We start from the raw sequence: 24303 nt of genomic DNA on the forward strand, positions 1-24303 counted from the left end.
AGCAGGCTCGCTCCCACATTGGAAATGCGTCCCCGTGTGGGAGCGAGCCTGCTCACGATGCTTTTAAGGCGCCCAACCCGGTTTGCGTTTTTGCACAAAGGCCATCGTCCCTTCGACACCTTCCGCCCCGGTCACGGCTTCACTGAACCACTCGGCCGCCTGGTCGAGCAACGGCCCCAGCGGCTGTTCGGTGCTGGCCAGCAACAAGGCCTTGGTTGCGGCATTGGCGCCAGGCGCGCAGCACAGCACATGCGCGAGCACCGCATCCAGACGTTCGGCCAGGGCTTGCGCATCGTGTTCGACAAAATGCACCAGCCCCAGACGCCGCGCTTCATGCCCGTCAAAACGTGCGGCAGTCAGCGCCAGGCGTCGTGCCTGTGTGAGGCCGATACGCTGGACCACAAACGGTGCGATTTGCGCCGGCAGCAGTCCGAGGCTGGTTTCCGGCAAGCCGAACTGGGCATTGTGATCGGTCAGTGCAATGTCGCTGACACAAACCAGACCGAAACCGCCGCCGAGCACAGCCCCCTGCAACACGGTGATCAGCACTTGCGGCGCGTGCTGGGCTTCTTCTAGCAGGGCGCCAAACGCGCGGTTCAACTCCCGGTAGGCCTGCTGGCCTTGAACGCGGGCGTTGGCCATGTCTTTCAAATCACCACCGGCAGAAAAATGCCCGCCGGCACCGCCGAGCACCAACGCGCGGATGTCCCGGTCATCGCGCACCGCCGCGAGTACTGCGCGCAATTCGGTGACCATCTGCAAGCTCATGGCGTTGCGGCAGTCTGGCCGGTTCAAGATGATGTGCAGAACGCCGTTGTGCAGTTCCAGCAACAGGGTCTGGCAAACGGGCAGGGTGTTCATTTTTTCTTCCCGGGCAGGATGCCCATCAATTTACAGATGATCCCCAGCATGATTTCGTCGGCGCCGCCGCCGATCGACACCAGCCGCACATCGCGGTAAGCGCGGGCCACCGGGTTGTCCCACATATAGCCCATCCCGCCCCAGTATTGCAGGCAACTGTCGCTGACTTCCCGGCCCAATCGCCCGGCCTTGAGTTTGGCCATGGACGCCAGGCGCGTGACGTCCTGGCCTTTGACGTACTGCTCGGTGGCTTGATAGACCAGCGCCCGCAGGCATTCGATTTCGGTCGAAAGTTCAGCAAGGCGAAAGTGAATCACCTGGTTGTCGATCAGTGCCGTGCCGAAGGTCTTGCGCTCCTTGCAGTACTCGATGGTGCTGTCGACGCAGTATTCCAGGCCCTTGATCATGTTCGCCGCACCGAATAGACGTTCTTCCTGAAACTGCAGCATTTGCATCATGAAGCCTGCGCCTTCGTGGCCGATGCGGTTGCGTTGCGGCACGCGCACATTGTCGAAAAATACCTGGGCGGTTTCCGAGCTGCGCATGCCGAGTTTGTCCAGGGGCGAGCTGAGGCTGATGCCGGGGCTATTCATCGGCACCATGATCAACGACTTGTTGATATGCGCTTTGTCGTCCGAGGTGTTGGCCAGCAGGCAGATGAAGTCGGCGCTTGGGGAATTGGTGATCCACATTTTGCTGCCATTGATCACGTAGTCGTCACCCTCCTTGCGCGCGGTGGTTTTCAGCCCGGCGACATCAGAGCCGGCACCGACTTCCGAGACGCCGATGCAGCCGACCTGTTCACCGGTGATCGCCGGACGGAGGAATTCTTCACGCAGCTCATCGGAGCCGAAACGGGCGAGGGCCGGGGTGCACATGTCGGTCTGCACGCCAATCGACATCGGAATCCCGCCGCAATGGATGGTCCCGAACTCTTCAGCGGCGACAATCGAATAGCTGTAGTCCAGACCCATGCCGCCGAATTTTTCCGGTTTGGAAATCCCCAGCAGACCGAGCGCACCGGCCTTGCGGAAAATCTCGTGGATCGGAAAGCGTCCGGCCTTTTCCCACTCATCGACGTACGGGTTGATTTCGCGGTCGACAAAAAGACGGACAGTACGGCGCAGTTCTTCGTGTTCCTGGGTGAAGATCATTTTTATTGTTCTCCTGGCTAACCCGATCGTTCCCACGCTCTGCGTGGTAACGCCTCTTTGGACGCTCTGCGTCCGCTTTTGGGACGCGGAGCGTCCCGGGCTGCATTCCCACGCAGAGCGTGGGAACGATCAAAATCTGGCTACCCCAAAACTGTTCGGTTGCAGCTGACGAACTTCGGCTTCGTGACATATATCCAGCAGATAACCGAGCAAGGTGCGCGTATCGCGTGGATCAATCAGCCCGTCGTCCCACAGGTTGGCGCTGCCGTAGAGTGCGGTGGACTGGCTGTCGAGTTTTTGCGCGGTGACCTGTTCGAGCGTGTCGAGCATCTTCGGGTCCGGGACCAAACCGTCCTTGGCCTGCCTGGCTTCGGTGACAATGCGCAGTACCTTGCCGGCCTGGGCACCACCCATCACGGCGGTGCGGCTGTTGGGCCAGGCGAAGATGAAACGCGGGTCGAGCCCGCGGCCGCACATTGCATAGTTGCCGGCCCCGTAAGAGCCGCCGACCACAATGGTCAGCTTCGGCACCCGCGCGTTGGCGACTGCCTGAATCATCTTCGCGCCGTGTTTGATTACCCCTTGCTGTTCCGACTCGGTGCCGACCATGAAACCGGTGGTGTTATGGAAAAACAGCAGTGGTGTCTGGCTCTGGTCGCAGAGCTGGATGAACTGCGCGGCCTTGCTGGCACCTTGCGGGGTGATCGGACCGTTGTTGCCGATGAAACCGCAGGGGCGCCCCTGGATCTTCAAATGGCCGCACATTGTTTGCCGATCGAACTCGCCCTTGAACTCGAGAAAGCGCGAGCCATCGGCAATGCGCGCAATGATCTCGCGCACGTCGTAGGGCTTTTTCGGATCGTCGGGAATCAGCCCCAGCAGTTCGTCGATGGGGTAGAGCGGCTCGTCCCAGTGTTCGGCACTGCGCTGTGGTAACTGCATATTCCATGGCAACAGGCTGACGATTTCGCGTACCAGGCGCACACCGTCTGCATCGTTTTCGGCCAGGTACTCGGCAGTGCCGGCGATTTGCGCGTGCATCTCGGCGCCGCCGAGTGCTTCATCGGTGGCGACTTCGCCGGTAGCGGCCTTGAGCAGCGGGGGGCCGGCGAGAAACAGCTTGGCCTTGCCGCGTACCACTACGACGTAATCCGAGAGCCCTGGCTGATAAGCGCCACCGGCGGTGGCCGAACCGTGCACCACGGTGATTTGCGGCAAGCCCATGGCCGACATCCGCGCCTGATTGGCGAAACTGCGCGCACCCTCGACAAAAATCTCTGCGGCGTAATTGAGATTGGCGCCGCCGCTCTCGGCGAGGGTGATCACCGGCAGTTTGTTTTCCATGGCGATCTGTTGCAGGCGCAGGGACTTCTTCAGGCCACTGGGGGAAATGGTTCCGCCCTTGATCGCACTATTGTTGGCGACCACCAGCACCCGCACGCCGGACACGTAACCAATCCCGGCGATCAACCCGCCTCCGGCTTGGCTGCCATCCTTGTCGTCATGCAGTTTGTAGTCTGCCAGACTCGCCAGTTCGAGAAACGGTGCCCCGGGGTCCAACAGCAAGTTCAGTCGTTCGCGAGGCAGGAGTTGCCCGCGTTTGTCGAATTTCGGTTTCGCTTCGGCAGCCTTGCTCAGCAGGTTGCGTTCCAACTGACGGATCTGCTCGATGCTGCTCAACATCGCCTCGCGGTTCTGCGCAAACTGCGGGCTGTGGATGTCGAGTTGCGATTCAATCTGCGGCATGGCTCAGTCCTCGCCCTTGAGTACGTCGGGTAAGCCCGCGCGGTGAAAGCCATTGAAGGATTCACTGTGCTGCGCCTTGTGCAGCGGCCAGGCGCGACTGCCGAGGCTCGCCGCACCGTCGATCCGCAGTGTGCTGCCACTGATAAAGGCCGCCGCCGGGCTCAGCAGGAAAACGATCGCTGCGCTGACTTCCGATTCGGTGCCGATCCGCTTGAGCGGCACGTGTTCGCGCAGGGTCGGGATTAGCGCCTTGAACGCACCTTCGTAGGTGTCCATGCCGCTGGAGGCAATCCAGCCGGGCGCCACTGCGTTGACCCGGACCCCGGCGTAACCCCATTCGACCGCGGCGGTCTTGGTGAAATTGTCCATGCCCGAACGTGCGGCACCCGAATGGCCCATGCCGGGCATGCCGCCCCACATGTCGGCGAGCATGTTGACGATGCTTCCGCCGTGCTTGCTCATCGACTGATTGAACACCTCGCGGGCCATCAGGAACCCGCCCACCAAATTGGTTCGCAGCACGGTTTCGAAACCTTTCTGATTGATCGAGGCCAAGGGTGCCGGGTATTGGCCGCCAGCATTGTTGACCAAACCGTGAACCGGCCCGTGGTCCTTGATCAGTTGGGCGACCAGTTGCGTGACCGCTTCTTCATCGCGAATGTCGCAGGCCTGCCAACTCGCCTTACCGCCGTCCTCGATAATTTCCGCCGCGACCTTCTTTAGTTTTGCGGACTTACGTCCGACCAACAGCACGTGCGCGCCGAGGGCTGCCAGTTCGTGGGCGGTGCAACGGCCGATGCCACTGCCGCCACCGGTGACAATAATCGTCTGGCCGGCAAACAGATCGGGTTTGAATATCGAATCAAAGGCCACGGCAACCGTCCTCTACTTGACTTGGTCAGCGATGCCTTGCGGCACCGGGATCCGGATTTCCAATAGCTGCTGGGCGAATGCCTTGCCTTGCGGGTCGATACGCAGGCTGGCCACGCCACCGCCGCCGAGGGCGTTTTCCAGGAGAAAGTTCAGGCTGTGGGTGCCGGGCAGATACCAGCGCTCGACACGCCCGTGGATCGGGTCAAGTACGTGACTCATCCAGTCGACGATCACTGCCGGCGTCAGCGCTTCGGCGATCCATGGCAGGTATTCGGGGGCGCGGGCCATGACGCCGATGTTGCTGTGATTGCCCTTGTCGCCGGAGCGCGCCACCGCGAGTTTCACCAGCGCCACACTGGCGTCGGCTCGCCCATGGTGTTTGGGCGGATCAAAGGGCAGCGGCAGGTCGGCAACGTCGAGGTGATCGAGGGCGGGCAGGGCGCAGGGATGACGCTGGCCTTGCAGGTCGACTTCCAGCACGCAGGTATTTTTGTCGATCAGGAACGAGAACAGACGGATCAACGGGTACACAGTTGGCCGACCGCCGACGATTCCGGTCAACCCCGGCGCCATACCGGTAGCGGCTTGAGCGATCTCGCGGGAAAACAGGATCAGCGCTTGTTTGTCCGGGTGCCGCACCGCCAGTTTGATCACCACTTCGCGGCTGTCCTGGCGCTGGCCATGCGGACCATAAGTCGATTCGCTGCCGAGCAGCTCAATGTTCACTTCGCTATAAGGTGCCCAGCCGCGTTGGCTGAACATTTCCGAGGTCTTGGCAATGATCGCCTGGCTCACCCGGCGTGCCTTGGCCACCGCGTCGATCCCGGCGATCAGGCAACTGGCGGTGCAGCGAAAGCCGTCCGGCCAGGTTGCGCAAACCTTGTATTGACGGGGTGGCGGCAAGCCTTTGGCGCCGTGAACGTGCACGGCGTTGTTGCCGTGTTGCTGGAGTTTGACCATGCTGAAATCGCAGACCACATCGGGCAGCAGATAGGCGCGAGGGTTGCCGATTTCATACAGCAGTTGCTCGCCGACGCTCAGCGGCGTGATCAAACCGCCGGTACCTTCAGGTTTACTGACGATGAACTGGCCGTCGGCGCTGACTTCGACGATGGGGAAACCGATGTGTTCGTAGTCGGGCACCTCTTGCCAGTCGGTGAAATTGCCGCCAGTGCACTGCGCGCCGCATTCGATGAGGTGCCCGGCCAGCGCGGCCTGGGCCAGTTTGTCGTAGTCCTGCCACGACCAGCCGAACTCATGCACCAATGCCGCGCTGACCACGGCGCTGTCGACCACCCGGCCGGTGATAACGATGTCCGCACCCAGGCGTAGCGCCTCGACGATGCCGGGGGCGCCGAGGTAGGCGTTGGTCGACACGCACATTGGCGGCAGTGGGGCGCCGCTGAACATTTCCTTTACGCCGCAGCCAGTCAGTTGCTTGAACTGCGGTTGCAGGTCATCACCCAGCAGCACAGCGATCTTCAATGGCACACCGGCTTTATCGCACGCCGCTTGCAGCGCCGCTGCGCAGGCCAGCGGATTGATTCCACCGGCGTTACTGATCACGCGGATGTTTTTTTCCAGAAGTTTCTTGAGGAGCGGGCTGAGGACCTCGACGAAGTCGGTCGCGTAACCGGCCTGGGGGTCTTTCATCCGTGCGCTGGCCAGTAACGACAGGGTGATTTCTGCCAGATAGTCGAACACCAGATAGTCCAGCTGGGCGCCTTCAACCAACTGCGCGGCGGCGGTCGAGGTGTCACCCCAGAAGGCACTGGCGCAGCCGATACGAACGGTTTTGTTCATTGCAAGCCTCCGACAGAAGTGACTCGAGACTACCAAGCAAGCGCTTGGTTTGTAAATGCTGGTTACATCTTCTTCCCAAGCGCTTGCTTGGTCGTCCCGGTCAGCTTAAATTGCCCGCGCAACCCAATGTTTTAGTGGTCTGATCGCACATTCGATTGAGCGACTGTAGGAGAGAACGGGTGGACGAGCAAAAAGCCCTGCTGGTAATGCGCGAGTTGGTCGACAACGGGCAACTGACCGATCCCGACAGCGCTCGCGGCAAACTGCTGCAAATGGCCGCTCACCTGTTTCGCAACAAGGGCTACGAGCGCACCACGGTGCGTGACCTGGCCAGTGCGGTCGGGATTCAGTCGGGAAGCATTTTTCATCACTTCAAAAGCAAGGATGAAATCCTGCGGGCGGTGATGGAAGAAACCATTCGCTACAACACCGCATTGATGCGCGCCTCCCTGGCGCAAGCGACCAATGTGCGCGAGCGGGTGCTGGCGCTGATCCGCTGTGAGTTGCAGTCGATCATGGGTGGCAGCGGCGAAGCGATGGCGGTGCTGGTCTACGAATGGCGTTCGCTTTCGCAAGAAGGTCAGGCTCAGGTTCTGGCGCTGCGGGATATCTATGAGCAGATCTGGTTGCAAGTGCTGGGTGAGGCGAAAGACGCCGGTTTCATTCGCGGCGACGTGTTTATCACCCGACGTTTTCTAACCGGCGCGCTGTCCTGGACCACCACCTGGTTTCGCGCGGATGGCAGCATGAGCCTCGATCAATTGGCCGACGAAGCCTTGATTCTGGTGCTGGAAGAAAAGTGACCGTTTCGCTAAAACTTATTAAATAGCCATCACCAAGTTGTCTAAGTGGATAAAACCGCCTAGCTTGGTTGTAATCGATATATTTTTAGAGGTGGGCTCGTTTTGATGTCTTCGCCAGTTCGGAAGGCTTTACGGATTTCGCTGATGGCGCTGGGTGCGCTATTCGTACTCCCGGCTTCGGCCGCACAAGTGGTGCAGGTCGGCGCTGCGCATTTTCCGCCGTACACCGTTCGACCGGAGAATGGCGACGATACCGGGTTGCTACCGCAGTTGGTCGAGGCGCTGAACCACTCGCAAACCGACTATGAGTTCAAACTCGTGCCGACCTCCTTGCAGCGTCGATTCGGTGATTTCCAGGATGGCCGGACTGACATGGCGATCTTCGAAAACCCGGAGTGGGGTTGGAAGGATATCCCGCACAGCACCGTCGACATGGGGCTGGAAGATGCTGAAATCTTTGTCGCACAGAGCAAGCCGGATCGTCAGCAGGGTTACTTCGCCGATTTGAAAGGCAAGCGTCTGGCGCTGTACAGCGGTTATCACTATGAATTCGCCAATTTCAATAACGATCCGCAATTTCTCAAGGACAGTTACAACGCGACGCTCACGACTTCCCACGACAGCAATATTTTAATGGTTCTGCGCAATCGCGCCGACATTGCACTGGTCACACGTTCGTACCTCTACGATTATCTGCTGCGCAATGAAAAGGTCAGGCCGCAGTTGTTGGTATCCCAGCGCATCGATCAGGTTTATCACCATTACGCGCTGTTACGTCCGCAAGCGCCGATCAGCGCGGAAACCTTCGGCAAGTTGCTGCAGGGGTTGCGGGATAACGGGCAGATGCTGAAGATTTTCGATCCGTACAAGATTGCCATCGTGCCGGTACCCAAAAGCTGAAGCCAGGCCAGCAGCCGATTTCATTCCACGCCTAAATTTCCTCCCCCGGCTCACGTCACATCGTTGAACTGTCGACGATTACCGTGAGCCCGACCCATGTCCAATCTGAATGATCTGACTGCCCTGACGCTGCCGTTGGGGCATCGTCTTGTTGCTGATGAAACCGAGAGCCGACTGAGCCTCTCCCTGGAAGGGCAGCCGCTGATCCAGCTGAGCCTTAGCCGTGGCCCCGTGTTGCATATTCAGCTGCTGGAGCTTTATCACCGTCCCGCTGGCGAAGCGTTCTGGGCCGCATGTTACTGGCTGTTTGCGCGTGACTCGGCCTGTCAGCGCCTGACCTGGCATCTTGATGAACCGCTGACGCAAGCCTTGCTCAGTGGCTTGCTGGTCAGTACCGATATCGCCGGTGAGTACCATTGCGAGCGCAGCCTGTTCTGGCAATTGCCGCAGCCCTGGCTGGGCGAACCGCCCGCTGGCAGCTATCCACAGCAGATGCTCATCAGCGATGGCAAGCGTCACCCGCGGCGTCCGGTCAAGCCACGGGGCGAGGTCTACCGGCGCTTTGATGCCCGATTGGGGGCGTGGATTTCCTTGCGCACGGTGGAAATCGACAGCGATCTGCCGCGTTTCAACTGCTGGCAGAACAGCCCGCGAGTGGCGAGTTTCTGGCAGGAAACCGGCAGCCTCGAACAGCACCGCGAGTACTTGAGCAAGCTTGAAGCTGATCCGCACACCCTGACGCTGATCGGTTGTTTTGACGACCAGCCCTTTGCCTATTTCGAAGCGTATTGGGCCAAGGAAGACCGCATCGCACCGTTCTACGAAGCCGGCGATTACGACCGTGGCATTCACATGCTGGTGGGCGAAGAACATCACCGTGGTCCGCACAAGGTTGCCAGCTGGCTATCGGCGCTGGTGCATTACCTGTTTCTGGACGATCCGCGGACTCAGCGGGTGGTGGCCGAACCGCGTGCCGACAACGCGAAGATGATCGGCTATCTGCACAATCAGTGCTTTCACTGCGAGAAGGAATTCGATTTTCCGCACAAGCGCGCAGCGCTGATGATCTTGGGGCGTGAGCGGTTTTTTGATCGGTGTTCGTTGGCGTGACGATTAAAACTCAAGGACTGCATTGGCCTTGAGTCCCTCATCGCGAGCAGGCTCGCTCCCACATTTGAACTGTGTACGCAGTACCAATGTGGGAGCGAGCTTGCTCGCGATGGGGTCGATGAAACTTCCGATCTTAACGGCGGGCGAAGGTATCGCTGCGCTTGCCCGAGACCTTGCGGCAATGCACCAGCGCATCACGGATCATGAAGTTCACCAGAGTCGGCGACACGCCGAGTTCCTTGGCGATGTCCTTCTGCGGCACGCCGTGCAGGCGATACATCTCGAAGGCGTAGCGGGTGCGACTCGGCAACTCGCCGAGGGCGTCGGCGATGTTTTCCAGGGTCGAGAAGTTGATGTGCGAGGTTTCTGGCGAGGCACCATGAATGACCACGTTCAAGCCTTCTTCTTCGGTGCCCGAATACTTTTGTTCCAGCGCCTGCTTGCGGTAGTGGTCGATCGCCAGGTTGCGCACGATCTGAAACAGGTAGCTGAGCTGGGCCTTGAACGAGGAGGTGATTTGCGGTGCTGATTGCAGCCTGAAAAACGCATCCTGAACGACATCTTCAGCGCGGGATCGGCAGCCGGTAATACGAGCTGCGATTTTGACCAGAATCAGTCGGTTATCAACGAACGCCTGGAGTAAGGGTGAGTCGCACCTGCTTGTGGTTACTGGTTCCGTCATGGAAATCACCTTGCTGCAAAAAGTAAGTAGGGCGACCAGGGGTTCGGAGCCGTCCTACGCATCGAGCGACAAGCTAGGCTTAATGATAATGATTGTCAATTGAGAGGACGAATTAATTATCTTCCCGAATGTCTTTTGCCAACGGCCTCACGCGGGCAGGTCTGGAACCACGGTTTTGCAGCGCTCAGAGGACTAATTATTTCGATACGTCATCCGTTCTCATTGGTGAATGGCTCCGGGCAACAGCGCCGGTTTCGCCGTATTGCCAATGCCTTGCGCGGTCGGCCAAGACCGTGTCCTGCACGCTCTCGATGAGTGTGACGCCAGAAAACCGATTCCACTTGCAAGCCGAACTCAGGCAGGAAACTTCATGATCGACGCGTTCGAACTCCCCAGCACACTGGTCCAAGCCCTCCAGCGCCGCGCGGCCCTGACGCCGGATCGGATCGCTTTGCGCTTTCTGGCCGAAACCCCGGAGCAGGCTGTCGTGCTGAGTTACCGCGATCTGGATCTTCGAGCGCGGACCATTGCCAGCGCCTTGCAAACCGAAGCCAGGCTTGGTGATCGCGCGGTCCTGCTGTTCCCCAGTGGTCCGGATTACGTCGCGGCCTTTTTCGGTTGCCTGTACGCCGGGGTCATCGCGGTGCCGGCGTATCCGCCAGAGTCGACGCGCCGTCATCATCAGGAACGTCTGCTGTCGATCATCGAGGACGCCGAACCGCGTTTGCTGCTGACCAGCGCTGAGGTGCGTGATTCGTTGCTGCAAATGAGCGAACTGAACGCCGCGCACGCGCCGCCATCGCTCTGCGTTGATGCGCTGGACAGCGCGATCGCTGAACGCTGGGTCGCGCCGACCCTGCAAGCTGACGACATCGCCTTTTTGCAATACACCTCCGGCTCCACCGCGCTGCCAAAAGGCGTGCAAGTCAGCCACGGCAATCTGGTCGCCAATGAACGGCTGATCCGCCGCGGTTTCGGCATCGACCTCAACCCGGACGACGTGATCGTCAGCTGGTTGCCGCTGTACCACGACATGGGGTTGATCGGCGGCCTGTTGCAACCGATCTTCAGTGGCGTGCCGTGCGTGTTGATGTCGCCGGCGTATTTCCTCGCTCGGCCCTTGCGCTGGCTGGAAGCAATCAGCGAGTACGGCGGCACCATCAGCGGCGGCCCGGACTTTGCCTATCGGCTGTGCAGCGAGCGGGTCAGCGAGTCGGCGCTGCAGCGCCTCGACCTGAGCGGTTGGCGCGTGGCGTATTCCGGCTCCGAACCGATCCGCCTCGACACTTTGGAACGCTTTGCCGAGAAGTTCGCCGTCACCGGATTTACCCCGAACAATTTCATGGCCTCCTATGGTCTGGCCGAAGCCACGCTGTTCGTTGCCGGTGGCCCGCGTGGCCAGGGCATTCCGGCGTTGCAGCTGGATGAACAGGCCTTGGCGCAGAATCGCGCCGAGCCGGGTGAGGGCAGCGCGATCATGAGTTGCGGCACCAGCCAGCCTGAGCACGCGGTGCTGATTGTTGATCCACAGGCACTCACTGAGCTGGCCGACAACCAGGTCGGCGAAGTCTGGGCTGCCGGGCCAAGTATTGCTCACGGTTACTGGCGCAACCCTGAAGCCACCGCCAGGACGTTTGTCGAGCACGCGGGCCGTACCTGGTTGCGCACCGGTGATCTGGGCTTTATGCGCAGCGGTGAATTGTTCATCACCGGGCGCCTGAAAGACCTGCTGATCGTGCGCGGTCACAACCTTTATCCACAGGACATCGAGCAGCACATCGAGCGCGAAGTGGAGGTGGTGCGCAAAGGTCGGGTCGCGGCATTCGCTGTGAATGACCATGGTAATGAAGGCATTGGCATCGCCGCGGAAATCAGCCGCAGCGTGCAGAAAATCCTCCCGCCCGAGGCTCTGATCAAAGCCATTCGCCAGGCAGTGGCCGAAGCCTTCCAGGAAGCGCCGAGCGTGGTGGTGTTGCTCAATCCCGGTGCGTTGCCGAAGACTTCCAGTGGCAAGTTGCAACGTTCGGCCTGCCGTAATCGGCTGGCCGACGGCAGTCTCGACAGCTATGCGCTATTCCCGAGCCTCTGCGAGCCGGCGAGCGCCAGCGCTGAATCAGGTTCGGAACTCGAAAACCTGATTGGCCAGATCTGGAGTGAACAACTGCAGGTCGCCCAAGTGGCCGCCGACGATCACTTCTTCCTGTTGGGCGGCAATTCCATCGCCGCGACTCAAGTGGTGGCGCGCCTGCGCGAAGCGTTGGGTTTGGAGCTGAGCCTACGGCTGTTGTTCGAAGCACCGACCCTCGGTGCTTTCGCTGCTGCGGTGGCCCGCCAACAGCAGGACGGTGGACTGGCCCAAGGCGCGATCAGCGCATTGCCGCGCACCGAAGCACTGCCGCAATCGCTGGCGCAAAACCGTTTGTGGATCACCTGGCAACTCGACCCGCAGAGCAGCGCCTACACCATTCCGGGTGCTTTGCGCTTGCGCGGCGAGCTGGATGAAGGCGCCTTGCGCGCCAGTTTCCAGCAGTTGATCGAGCGCCACGAATCCCTGCGCACACGGTTTTTCGAACGCGACGGTCAGGCGCTGCAACAGGTCGACCCGGCCTGCGAATTCAACCTGCAACGGATCGACATCAGCGACCTGGCGCTGGCCGAACGCGAGGCCTGCGCGCTGCAAATCCGCGAGGACGAAGCGCGTACCCGGTTCGATCTGGAAAAGGGTCCGCTGCTCCGGGTGACGCTGGTGCGCCTCGACGACGAAGATCACCAACTGCTGGTGACGATGCACCACATCATCGCGGATGGCTGGTCGTTGAACGTATTGATCGACGAGTTCTCGCGGCTGTATGCAGCGGGTGTTCAAAGCCAGACGCTGCAGCTCGCGCCGCTGCCGTTGCAGTACGCCGACTACGGCAGTTGGCAGCGTCAGTGGCTGGTGCAGGGCGAGGGCGAGCGACAGTTGGCCTATTGGAAAGCGCAATTGGGCGATGAGCATCCGCCCCTCAGCCTGGCCACCGATCACCCACGTTCGGCGCAACGACGGCACAGTGCCGCACGCCACAGTTTGCGGCTGGGCGCGAGTTTGAGCGAGGCGATTCGCCAGACCGCCCAGGCTCATGAGTCGACCACCTTCATGCTATTGCTGGCGGCGTTTCAGTGTTTGCTACATCGCTACAGCGGCCAGCGCGATATTCGTATCGGCGTGCCCAACGCCAACCGTCCGCGCCTGGAAACCCAGGGGTTGATCGGCTTCTTCATCAACACTCAAGTCCTGCGTGCCGAGGTCGATTCACGTTTGCCGTTTGTGCAGGTGTTGGCGCAAACCCGCGAAGCCGCACTAGGCGCTCAAGCCCATCAGGACCTGCCGTTCGAGCAACTGCTCGAAGCCTTCCCGCAAGCCCGCGAACAAGGTTTGTTCCAGGTCATGTTCAACCACCAGCAGCGCGACCTCAGTGCCTTGCGACGCTTGCCCGGGTTGCTCGCCGAAGAATTGCCTTGGCACAGCCGCGAGGCCAAGTTCGACCTGCAATTGCACAGCGAAGAAGACCGCAACGGTCGCGTGAGCCTGTCGTTCGACTACGCCGACGAGCTGTTTGATGCAGCGACTGTCGAGCGTCTGGCCGAGCATTTCGTCAACCTGCTGTGCGCGGTTTGCGAGCAGCCCCGGCAGTTCATCGGTGACCTGCCGTTGCTCAGCCACAACGAGCAGTCAGAACAACAGCAATGGAGTGCCGTGCCCTGCACGCCGGCCAGCCAATGGCTGCCGGAATTGCTGAACGAACAGGCACGATTGACCCCGCAGCGCACTGCATTGATCTGGGACGGCGGCCAACTCGACTATGCCGAACTGCACGCCCGGGCCAACCGATTGGCGCATTACCTGCGCGACAAAGGTGTTGGTCCGGACGTCTGCGTGGCAATTGCTGCCGAGCGCTCACCGCAACTGTTGATCGGTTTACTGGCGATCATCAAGGTCGGCGGCGCTTACGTGCCATTGGACCCGGATTACCCGGCCGAGCGCCTGGCCTACATGCTCAGCGACAGCGGCGTGACGCTGCTGCTGACGCAGAGCCATTTGCTGGAGCGCTTGCCGAGCGCTGAAGGGGTCAGCGCGATTGCGATGGATGCCCTCAACCTCGACAGTTGGTCGAGCCATGCGCCGGGGTTGCACCTGCACGGCGACAATCTGGCCTACGTGATTTACACCTCCGGTTCCACCGGCCAGCCCAAAGGCGTCGGCATCACCCACGCGGCGCTCAGCGAGCGGCTGCAATGGATGCAGGCCACGTATCGCCTCGATGAAACCGATGTGCTGATGCAAAAAGCGCCGATCAGCTTCGACGTGTCGGTATGGGAATGCTTCTGGCCGCTGATCAGCGGTTGCCGCTTGCTGATCGCCGGCCCCGGCGAGCACCGCGATCCGCAGCGTATCGCCCAATTGGTTCAGGCCTTTGGCGTGACCACGCTGCACTTCGTGCCGCCGCTGTTGCAGCTGTTCATCGATGAGCCGTTGACGGCCGAGTGCAGCAGCCTGCGACGCGTGTTCTCCGGCGGCGAAGCGTTGCCCGCCGAACTACGAAATCGTGTGCTGGAACAGCTGCCAGCGGTGCAACTGCACAACCGCTATGGCCCGACCGAAACCGCGATCAACGTCACTCACTGGCATTGCCAAACCAGCGATGGCGAACGTTCACCGATCGGCCGCCCGTTGGGCAATGTGATTTGCCGAGTGCTCGACAGTGAACTCAATCCGCTGCCGGCCGGTGTGCCTGGTGAGTTGTGCATCGGCGGTATCGGTCTGGCCCGGGGATATCTGCGGCGGCCGGCATTGACCGCCGAGCGTTTTGTCGTCGATCCGCTCGGTGAATACGGTATGCGTTTGTATCGCACCGGTGACCGCGCACGCTGGACCGCTGACGGTGTTCTGGAATACCTCGGCCGACTCGATCAGCAGGTCAAACTGCGCGGCTTCCGGGTCGAGCCGGAAGAAATCGAAGCGCGGCTGCTGGCTCAGGATAACGTCGCTCAAGCCGTAGTGTTGGTGCGCGACACCGCGGCTGGTGCGCAGTTGATCGGCTATTACACCGCTATCGATTTCAACGAAGAACATGAGGCTCAATCAGCGCGCCTGAAAACTGCGCTGGCCGCCGAGTTGCCGGAGTATATGGTCCCGGCGCAACTGATGCGCCTGGACGAAATGCCCTTGAGCCCGAGCGGCAAAGTCGACCGTCGGGCCTTGCCGGAGCCGCAGTGGCAGGTGCGTGAGCACGTTGAGCCAGGTACGGCGCTGGAGCAGCAGATTGCGAGCATCTGGCGTGAAGTGCTGGGCCAGACCCGGCTCGGTCTGCGCGATGACTTCTTCGCCCTCGGCGGTCACTCGTTGCTGGCCACGCAAATCATCTCCCGCACCCGCCAGGCCTGCGACGTCGAATTGCCGCTGCGGGCGTTGTTCGAAGCCAGTGAGCTGGGTAATTTCGCCGAGCAGGTGCGGCTGATTCAGGCGTCCGGCAAACACAACAAACAGCCGCCGATCGAGAGAGTCGACCGCAGCCAGCCAGTGCCGTTGTCCTATTCCCAGCAGCGCATGTGGTTCCTCTGGCAGATGGAACCGGACAGCCCGGCCTACAACGTTGGCGGTATGGTGCGCTTGTGCGGGTTGCTGGATGTCGGGCGTTTCGAGGCGGCGTTGCAAGCGCTGATCCTGCGTCATGAAACCCTGCGCACCACATTCCCGAGCGTCGACGGCGTGGCCGAGCAGCGGGTTCACCCGCAAACCGGCCTGCGCATGGACTGGCAGGATTTCTCAGGCCTGGACGCCAACCTGCGCGAGCAACACGTCCAGCAATTGGCCGACAGCGAAGCGCACACGCCGTTTGATCTGGAAACCGGGCCGCTGTTGCGGGCGTGCCTGGTCAAGACCGCCGAGCACGAACATTACCTGGTGCTGACCCTGCACCACATCGTCACCGAAGGCTGGGCGATGGACATCTTCGCCCGCGAGTTGGGCGCGTTGTATGAAGCGTTCCTCGATGACCGCGAGTCGCCGCTGGAACCGCTGCCGGTGCAGTATCTGGATTACAGCGTCTGGCAGCGCCAATGGCTGGAATCCGGCGAGCGTCAGCGTCAGCTCGATTACTGGACCGCGCAGCTGGGCCGCGAACATCCGTTGCTGGAACTGCCAAGCGATCGTCCACGGCCATCGGTGCAAAGCTATCAGGGTGAACTGTTCCGCTTTGACCTCAGCGATGACCTCGCCGCACGGGTTCGGGCCTTTAACGCGCAGCACGGTTTGACCTTGTTCATGACCATGACCGCCGCACTGGCGGTGCTGCTTTACCGCTACAGCGGCCAGGCCGACCTGCGCATCGGCGCACCGGTGGCCAACCGCATTCGCCCGGAAAGCGAAGGGCTGATCGGTGCGTTCCTCAACACGCAAGTGCTGCGATGCCAGCTCGATGGGCAGATGTCTGTCGGCGAGTTGTTCGAGCAAGTCCGTCACACGGTGATTGAAGGCCAGTCCCATCAGGACCTGCCGTTCGATCATCTGGTGGAGGCGTTGCAGCCGCCACGAAGTGCGGCCTATAACCCGCTGTTCCAGGTGATGTGCAACGTTCAGCGTTGGGAGTTTCAACAAAGCCGCGAACTCGCCGGCATGACCGTCGAGTACCTGGCCAACGATGCGCGGGCGACCAAGTTTGATCTGAACCTGGAAGTCACCGACCTCGATCATCGCCTCGGTTGCTGCCTGACCTACAGCACCGATCTGTTCGATGAGCCGCGTATTGCGCGGATGGCCGGGCATTGGCGCAACCTGCTGGAAGCCTTGCTCGCCGATCCGCAACAACGCCTCAGTGAGCTGCCGTTGCTTGCGGCCAGCGAGCAGCAAACGCTGCTGGCGAGTCTCGCGCAAGAGCCCGGCGAGCATCGCCTCGATCAGTGCATTCATCAGCTGTTCAGCGAGCAGGTGCAGGCCCATCCCGATGTGCCGGCCCTGACCTTTGCCGGGCAGACCCTGAGTTATGCCGAGTTGGATCGCCGCGCCAACCGTCTGGCCTGGATGCTCCGCGAGCGTGGTATCGGCCCGCAGGTACGGGTCGGTCTGGCGCTGCAGCGTTCGCTGGAAATGGTCGTCGGCCTGCTGGCGATTCTCAAGGCCGGCGGCGCTTATGTGCCGCTGGACCCGGAATACCCGCTGGACCGTTTGCACTACATGATCGAAGACAGCGGCGTTGGCCTGCTGTTGAGCGATGCGGCGATGTTCGAAGCGCTCGGCGAACTGCCGCCCGGCGTGGCCCGTTGGTGCCTGGAGGATGACGCCGCAGAGCTGGCCAATTACCCGGCGAGCGAGTTGCCCTTCATCAGTTTGCCGCAGCATCAGGCTTACCTGATCTACACCTCGGGTTCCACCGGCAAGCCGAAAGGCGTGGTGGTGGCCCACGGTGAAATCGCCATGCATTGCCGCGCAGTGATCGAGCGCTTTGGCATGCGTCCCGACGACTGCGAGTTGCACTTCTATTCGATCAATTTCGACGCGGCCACCGAACGCTTGCTGGTGCCGTTGCTCAGCGGCGCGCATGTGGTGCTGCGCGCTCAAGGCCAATGGGATGCCGAAGAAATCTGCCAACTGATTCGTCAGCAGCAGATCAATGTTCTCGGTTTCACCCCAAGCTACGGCAGTCAACTGGCGCAATGGCTGGCAACTCAGGGTGAAACTTTGCCGGTACGCATGTGCATCACCGGTGGTGAAGCGCTGACCGGCGAGCACCTGCAACGGATTCGCGCGGCATTCTCGCCGAGCCTGTTCTTCAACGCTTATGGCCCGACTGAAACCGTGGTCATGCCGCTCGCCAGTCTGGCTCCGGAGCAACTGGAGGAGGGCGCCGGCAGCGTGCCGATTGGCAGCGTGATAGGCACTCGAGTGGCGTACATACTCGACGCCGATCTGGCGCTGGTGCCACAAGGTGCGACCGGCGAGTTGTATGTCGGCGGCGCAGGGTTGGCCCAGGGTTATCACCAGCGTCCGGGCATGACCGCCGAGCGCTTTGTCGCTGACCCGTTCGCCGGTCATGGCGGGCGGCTGTACCGCACTGGCGACCTGGTGCGCCAGCGTGCCGACGGTTTGGTGGAATACCTGGGGCGCATCGATCATCAAGTGAAAATTCGCGGTTTTCGCATCGAACTCGGTGAAATCGAATCCCGCCTGCTGGAACACCCGGCGGTACGTGAAGCGGTGGTGCTGGCGCTGGATACTCCGGGCGGCAAACAGTTGGCCGGGTATCTAGTCAGCGACGTAACCGAACAGGATGAAGCGCAACAAGCCGCCCTGCGCGAAGCACTCAGGGCGCACCTGAAAACCCGGCTGCCGGATTACATGGTGCCGACGCACCTGATCCTGCTGGCCAGCATGCCGCTGACCGCCAACGGCAAACTCGACCGGCGTGCGCTGCCTGCGCCGGACCCTGAACTCAATCGTCAACAGTACCTCGCCCCGAGCAACGAGCTTGAACGGGCGTTGGCCGGGATCTGGCGCGAGGTGTTGAACGTCGCGCAAGTCGGGCTCAACGACAACTTCTTTGAGCTGGGCGGTGATTCGATCCTGTCGATTCAAGTGGTCAGCCGGGCGCGACAGCAGGGCATTCATTTCAGCCCACGGGATTTGTTCCAGCAGCAAACGGTGCAGACCCTGGCCGCGGTGGCCACCCGTACTGAACAGGTTACGGCCGAGCAAGGTTTGCTGACTGGCGAGTCGGCGTTGACGCCGATTCAACACTGGTTCTTCGACAGCGATATTCCGCAGCGTCAGCACTGGAACCAGGCGTTGTTGTTAGCACCAACGCAAAACCTGGAGCCTCATCGCCTGGAGCAAGCGCTGCTGGCGGTGCTTGAACAGCACGACGCCCTGCGCCTGCGCTTTCGCCAAACGGCCGGTCATTGGCAGGCCGAACACCAACCGCTGACGGATGCCGCCTTGCTCTGGCAAGTCCGCGTGCCGTCGCTGGAGAACTGCACGGCATTGTTCGCCGATGCCCAACGCAGCCTCGACCTTGAGCACGGTCCGCTGATGCGCGTGGTGCTGGTCGATGGGCCGGAGGGCGGGCAACGGCTGTTTATCGCCATTCACCACCTGGTGGTCGACGGGGTGTCGTGGCGCGTATTGCTGGACGACTTGCAAACAGCCTACCGTCAAATCACTGCGCAGCAGGCGGTGCGTTTGCCTGCTAAAACCAGTGCGTTGCGTGATTGGGCCGCACGCTTGCACGCGTACGCCGGCAGCGAATCGCTGCGCGAAGAACTCAGTTGGTGGCAGCATCAACTGACCGGGCCAAAGGCAGACTTGCCATGCGAGCGCCCTGAAGGTGGCCGGCAAAACCGGCATGCGCAAACCGTAAGCGTACGCTTGAGCGTTGAGTACACGCGGCAACTGTTGCAACAGGCGCCCAGCGCGTACCGAACCCAGGTCAACGATCTGCTGCTGACCGCATTGGCCCGTGTGCTGTGCCGCTGGAGCGGCAACGATTCGGCGTTGATTCAACTGGAAGGCCATGGTCGCGAAAGCCTATTCGACGACATCGACCTGACCCGCACCGTTGGCTGGTTCACCAGCGCTTACCCGCTGCGCCTGACCCCGCAAGGCATCGAAGAAGCCGCCGGGCAGGGCGCTTCGATCAAGGCGATCAAAGAACAACTGCGCGCCGTGCCGCACAAAGGCCTGGGTTATGGCGTGTTGCGTTACCTCGCTGATGGCCTGTGCCGACACGGCATGGCGGCATTGCCACAGGCGCCGATCACCTTCAATTACCTGGGGCAGTTCGATCAGAGCTTTGGCAGCGATGCACTGTTCCAGCCACTGGACAAACCGCTCGGTGCCGCTCACGACCCTGAGGCGCCACAGCCCAATGAGCTGAGCATCGACAGTCAGGTCTACGGCGGTGAACTGCTGCTGCGCTGGACCTTCAGCGCGGAACGGCACGATGCACAGACCATTAGCGACTTAGCGGATGCCTACCTGAACGAATTGCAGAGCCTGATCGAACATTGCCTCAGCGAGGAGGCCGGTGGCCTGACGCCGTCGGACTTCCCGCTGGCGCAACTGACTCAAATGCAGCTCGACGCGTTGCCCGTGCCCGCCGCGCAGATTGAAGACGTTTACCCGCTGACGCCGATGCAAGAAGGCATGTTGCTGCACACTTTGCTGGAGCCGGGCACCGGTCTGTACTACATGCAGGACCGTTACCGGATCAACAGTGAACTCGACCCGCAGCGCTTTGCCCAGGCCTGGCAGGCGGTGATCGCCCGTCACGAAGCCTTGCGCGCTTCGTTCTGCTGGGACATCAGCGCGCAGATGTTGCAGGTGATCCACAAGCCCGGCAGCACGCCCATCGAGTACCTGGACTGGAGCGCGGTGGCTGAAACCGAGCAAGAACCGAAGCTGCAAGCGCTGCTCAAACGCGAACGTGAGGCCGGCTTCGATCTGCTCAATCAGCCGCCGTTTCACCTGCGCTTGATCCGTGTTGGCGCGGCGCGCTACTGGTTCATGATGAGCAACCACCACGTCCTCATTGATGCCTGGTGCCGGTCGTTGTTGATGAATGACTTCTTCGAGATTTATTCCGCACTGGGTGAAGGGCGTGAGGCGCAATTGGCCGTGCCGCCGCGCTATCGCGATTACATCGGCTGGCTGCAACGCCAAAGCCTGGCCGAGGCGCGTCAGTGGTGGAAGAACAACCTGCAAGGCTTTGAGCGGGCCACGCCGATTCCGAGTGATCGTCCGTTCCTGCGTGAACATGCCGGTGATAGCGGCGGGATGATCGTAGGCGACTGCTATACCCGACTCGACACCCGCGACGGCGCGCAACTGCGGGAACTGGCGCAGGCCCATCAACTGACCATCAACACTTTCGCCCAAGCGGCGTGGGCGCTGGTATTGCGCCGTTTGAGCGGTGATCGCGACGTGCTGTTCGGCGTCACCGTGGCTGGGCGTCCGGTGGACATGCCGCACCTGCAGCGTACGGTCGGGCTGTTCATCAACAGCATTGCCCTGCGGGTCAAACTGCCGGAAGGCCATCAGCCGTGCAGTGTGCGCCAATGGTTGAGCGGTTTGCTGGACATCAACCTGCAACTGCGCGAGTACGAATACCTGCCGCTGGTGAGCATTCAGGAAACCAGTGAACTGCCCAAGGGCCAGCCGCTGTTCGACAGCCTGTTCGTGTTCGAGAATGCCCCGGTGGAAGTGTCGGTGCTGGACCGTGCACAAAGCCTTAACGCCACCTCGGACTCGGGCCGCACCCACACCAACTTCCCGCTGACGGCGGTGTGTTACCCGGGCGATGACCTTGGCTTGCACCTGTCTTATGACCAGCGCTATTTCGATGCATCCTCGGTCGAGCGCATGCTCGGCGAGTTCAAGCGTTTGCTGTTGGCGTTGATCGAAGGCTTCCATGGCGACATGGCAGACTTGCCGCTGCTCGGTGAGCCGGAACAGGACTTCCTGATCCATGGCTGTAACCAGAGCGAGCATGACTACCCGCTGGAGCAGAGCTACGTCGAACTGTTCGAGGCGCAAGTCGCGGCCCATCCACAGCGTATTGCCGCCAGTTGCCTGGACCAGCAACTCAGCTACGTCGAGTTGAACCAGCGCAGCAACCGTCTCGGTCATGCCTTGATCACGGCGGGCGTCGGGATGGATCAGCCGGTGGCGTTGTTGGCCGAACGTAATCTGGATCTGCTCGGGATGATCATTGGCAGCTTCAAGGCCGGCGCCGGTTACTTGCCGCTGGACCCGGGACTGCCCAGTCAGCGCCTGAGCCGGATCATCGAGCTGAGCCGCACGCCGTTGCTGGTCTGCAGTGCGGCGTGCCGTGAGCAGGCGGTGGCGTTGCTGGATGAATTCAGTTGCGCCAACCGACCACGGTTGCTGGTCTGGGAAGAGGTGCAAGCCAGTGCTGCGTCGGTTGAAAATCCAGGTCTCTACAGCGGTCCCGATCATCTGGCCTATGTGATCTACACCTCGGGCTCCACCGGTTTGCCCAAAGGGGTGATGGTCGAGCAGCGCGGCATGCTCAATAACCAATTGAGCAAGGTGCCGTACTTGCACCTGAGCGATACGGATGTGATCGCGCAAACCGCTTCGCAAAGCTTTGATATTTCGGTCTGGCAGTTCCTCGCCGCGCCGCTGTTCGGTGCGCGGGTGGACATCGTGCCGAACGCTATCGCTCATGATCCACAAGGCTTGCTCGGGCATGTTCAAGCGCAGGGCATCACCGTGCTGGAGAGCGTGCCGTCGCTGATTCAGGGCATGCTCGCCCAGGAGCGCATGCACCTCGACGGGGTGCGCTGGATGCTGCCGACCGGCGAAGCGATGCCGCCGGAGCTGGCCGGTCAATGGTTGCAACGTTACCCGGACATCGGGCTGGTCAACGCTTACGGCCCGGCCGAATGTTCGGATGACGTGGCATTCTTCCGCGTCGACCTGGCCTCGACCCGCGGTAGTTATTTGCCGATCGGTACGCCGACTGACAATAACCGTTTGTACCTGCTCGACGGCGCGCTGGAGCTGGTGCCGCTGGGGGCCGTCGGTGAAGTGTGCGTGGCCGGGACCGGTGTCGGTCGCGGTTATGTCAGCGACCCGTTGCGCACCGCTCAGGTGTTTGTGCCCAATCCGTTCGGCGCGGCCGGTGAGCGTTTGTATCGCACCGGCGACCTGGCGCGGCGGCGCACGGACGGCGTATTGGAATACGTCGGCCGTATCGACCATCAGGTGAAAATCCGTGGTTACCGCATCGAGCTGGGCGAAATCGAAGCGCGGCTGCACGAACAACCGGAAGTCCGCGACGCGGCGGTGGGGGTGCAAGAGGGCGTCAACGGCAAGCATCTGGTCGGTTATCTGGTCGCCAGTGAATCGGCCTTGAGCCCGAGCGAACGGCTGGAGCGCATCAAACAACGCCTGCGCATCGAACTGCCGGAATACATGGTGCCGCTGCACTGGTTATGGCTGGAACGCATGCCGCTCAACGCCAACGGCAAACTGGATCGCCAGCGGCTGCCGGCGTTGGAAATCGGCCAGATGCAGAGTCAGGACTATCAAGCGCCACGCACGGAACTTGAGGAAACCCTGGTGGAGATCTGGGCCGAGGTATTGAAGGTCGAAAAAGTTGGCGTCACCGATAACTTCTTCGAACTCGGCGGCCATTCGCTACTTGCCACGCAAATCGCCTCGCGGGTGCAAAAAGCCCTGCAACGCACGGTACCGCTGCGAGCAATGTTCGAGTGCAGCACGGTGGAGGAGTTGGCGGAGTACATCGAAGGGCTGGCCGCGACCGACATCACCGAGGAAAAAGTGGATCGGTTGAATGATTTGATGGCGGAGCTGGAGAGGCTTTAACGTCAAAAGATCGCAGGCTTCGCCAGCTCCTACAGCCGTTCACATACAAGGAGCTGCCGCAGGCTGCGATCTTTTACTGATGGCGCAACTTGCGCATTGACTGAAGAAACTGACCGGCTCAGGCTGCCTGTGCTTTTTTTGATGGGCCCCATTCAGAAAGGAGACAGTGAATGCCCTTCGCTACGATTGATGGACAAGCGCTTCACTACGTTGACCAAGGCACTGGTCCGGTGGTGCTGTTGGCCGGCAGTTACTTGTGGGACCAGGCCATGTGGGCGCCGCAGATTGCAGCGTTGTCGCAACACTATCGGGTGATTGCCCTGGACCTGTGGGGGCACGGCGAGTCCGGGCCGTTACCTGAGGGTATGACTTCGCTGGATGATCAGGCGCGGCAGGTACTGGCGCTGCTTGATCATCTGGATATTGACCGCGTCACCCTGGTCGGGCTTTCGGTCGGCGGCATGTGGGGCGTGCGTCTGGCGCTGTCGGCCCCACAGCGCCTCAACGGCCTGGTGTTGATGGACACTTATGTCGGTGTCGAGCCTGAGCCGACTCGCCAATACTATTTCTCGTTGTTCAAGCAGATCGAAGACAGCGGTGTCATCTCGCCGCAGTTACTCGATATCGTGGTGCCGATTTTCTTCCGCCCAGGCGTCGACCCACAGTCGGCGCTCTATCAGGATTTCCGTGCCAAGCTGGCCGCGCTACCACCTGAGCGTTTGCGTGAAAGCATTGTGCCGATGGGCCGCATCACGTTTGGTCGTGATGATCTGTTACCGCGCCTGGGCGAACTGAATCCTGAAACCACGCTGCTGATGTGCGGTGATCAGGACAAACCGCGGCCAGCGTCGGAAACCAGGGAAATGGCCGAGTTGATCGGTTGTCCGTATCTGTTGGTGCCGGAGGCAGGGCATATCTCCAGTCTGGAGAATCCCGAGTTCGTCACCGAGGCGCTGCTGAAGTTTCTGGCTGAGAGAACTTAGTCGA

The 24303-nt window shown here is 61.1% G+C and carries 11 protein-coding genes; 5 read left to right on the forward strand and 6 right to left on the reverse strand.

Annotated features, from left to right (window positions below; all coding sequences use genetic code 11):
• Positions 1–63: 63 nt before the first annotated feature.
• The 5 genes from BK658_RS21675 to BK658_RS21700 all read right to left on the reverse strand — a co-directional run bounded on the left by BK658_RS21675 (position 64) and on the right by BK658_RS21700 (position 6437).
• Complete coding sequence (locus tag BK658_RS21675) at positions 64–861, reverse strand: enoyl-CoA hydratase/isomerase family protein (protein WP_123584087.1); 798 nt, start codon at positions 859–861, stop codon at positions 64–66.
• The gene (gene atuD, locus BK658_RS21680) at positions 858–2015 is read right to left on the reverse strand and encodes a citronellyl-CoA dehydrogenase (RefSeq protein ID WP_123584088.1); all 1158 of its coding nucleotides are present in this window, start codon (positions 2013–2015) and stop codon (positions 858–860) included. The genes BK658_RS21675 and atuD overlap by 4 nt, the downstream gene beginning before the upstream one ends.
• Positions 2016–2144: 129 nt before the next feature.
• Positions 2145–3761: a geranyl-CoA carboxylase subunit beta gene (gene atuC, locus BK658_RS21690; protein ID WP_123584089.1), complete on the reverse strand. Its 1617-nt coding sequence runs from the start codon at positions 3759–3761 to the stop codon at positions 2145–2147.
• Between the two features lie 3 nt (positions 3762–3764).
• Complete coding sequence (locus BK658_RS21695; RefSeq protein ID WP_123584090.1) at positions 3765–4634, reverse strand: SDR family oxidoreductase; 870 nt, start codon at positions 4632–4634, stop codon at positions 3765–3767.
• Positions 4635–4646: 12 nt separating this feature from the next.
• Positions 4647–6437, reverse strand: coding sequence for an acyclic terpene utilization AtuA family protein (locus BK658_RS21700; RefSeq protein WP_123584091.1), 1791 nt, complete (start codon positions 6435–6437; stop codon positions 4647–4649).
• A 179-nt stretch (positions 6438–6616) separates the two neighbouring features.
• Between BK658_RS21700 and BK658_RS21705 the strand changes: the two genes are divergently transcribed.
• From BK658_RS21705 to BK658_RS21715, 3 genes are all read left to right on the forward strand, one after another.
• On the forward strand, positions 6617–7240 hold the full coding sequence (locus BK658_RS21705; protein ID WP_123584092.1) for a TetR/AcrR family transcriptional regulator: 624 nt from the start codon (positions 6617–6619) through the stop codon (positions 7238–7240).
• A gap of 105 nt (positions 7241–7345) precedes the next feature.
• A complete protein-coding gene (locus BK658_RS21710; protein WP_185019874.1) occupies positions 7346–8140 on the forward strand; it encodes a substrate-binding periplasmic protein in 795 nt (264 codons plus the stop codon).
• Positions 8141–8236: 96 nt separating this feature from the next.
• The gene (locus BK658_RS21715; protein WP_123584094.1) at positions 8237–9250 is read left to right on the forward strand and encodes a GNAT family N-acetyltransferase; all 1014 of its coding nucleotides are present in this window, start codon (positions 8237–8239) and stop codon (positions 9248–9250) included.
• Between the two features lie 133 nt (positions 9251–9383).
• Here the strand turns inward: BK658_RS21715 and BK658_RS21720 are convergent, their stop codons facing one another.
• A complete protein-coding gene (locus BK658_RS21720) occupies positions 9384–9932 on the reverse strand; it encodes an RNA polymerase factor sigma-70 (RefSeq protein ID WP_123584095.1) in 549 nt (182 codons plus the stop codon).
• Positions 9933–10302: 370 nt separating this feature from the next.
• Between BK658_RS21720 and BK658_RS21725 the strand changes: the two genes are divergently transcribed.
• Positions 10303–23316, forward strand: a complete 13014-nt coding sequence (locus BK658_RS21725) for a non-ribosomal peptide synthetase (protein WP_123584096.1) — start codon at positions 10303–10305, stop codon at positions 23314–23316.
• Positions 23317–23486: 170 nt separating this feature from the next.
• Positions 23487–24299 (forward strand): alpha/beta fold hydrolase, encoded by an 813-nt coding sequence (locus BK658_RS21730; RefSeq protein WP_123584097.1) that lies wholly within the window; start codon positions 23487–23489, stop codon positions 24297–24299.
• Positions 24300–24303 lie beyond the last annotated feature (4 nt).

The organism is Pseudomonas brassicacearum (assembly GCF_003732175.1).
GTDB classification, from domain to species: domain Bacteria; phylum Pseudomonadota; class Gammaproteobacteria; order Pseudomonadales; family Pseudomonadaceae; genus Aquipseudomonas; species Aquipseudomonas brassicacearum_G.

Bases quoted from the DNA above. Each gene is read 5' to 3' on its own strand.
- BK658_RS21675 (WP_123584087.1), bottom strand. From the start codon at position 861: ATGAACACCCTGCCCGTTTGCCAGACCCTGTTGCTGGAACTGCACAAC.
- atuD (WP_123584088.1), bottom strand. From the start codon at position 2,015: ATGATCTTCACCCAGGAACACGAAGAACTGCGCCGTACTGTCCGTCTT.
- atuC (WP_123584089.1), bottom strand. From the start codon at position 3,761: ATGCCGCAGATTGAATCGCAACTCGACATCCACAGCCCGCAGTTTGCG.
- BK658_RS21700 (WP_123584091.1), bottom strand. From the start codon at position 6,437: ATGAACAAAACCGTTCGTATCGGCTGCGCCAGTGCCTTCTGGGGTGAC.
- BK658_RS21710 (WP_185019874.1), top strand. From the start codon at position 7,346: ATGTCTTCGCCAGTTCGGAAGGCTTTACGGATTTCGCTGATGGCGCTG.
- BK658_RS21715 (WP_123584094.1), top strand. From the start codon at position 8,237: ATGTCCAATCTGAATGATCTGACTGCCCTGACGCTGCCGTTGGGGCAT.
- BK658_RS21720 (WP_123584095.1), bottom strand. From the start codon at position 9,932: ATGACGGAACCAGTAACCACAAGCAGGTGCGACTCACCCTTACTCCAG.
- BK658_RS21725 (WP_123584096.1), top strand. From the start codon at position 10,303: ATGATCGACGCGTTCGAACTCCCCAGCACACTGGTCCAAGCCCTCCAG.
- BK658_RS21730 (WP_123584097.1), top strand. From the start codon at position 23,487: ATGCCCTTCGCTACGATTGATGGACAAGCGCTTCACTACGTTGACCAA.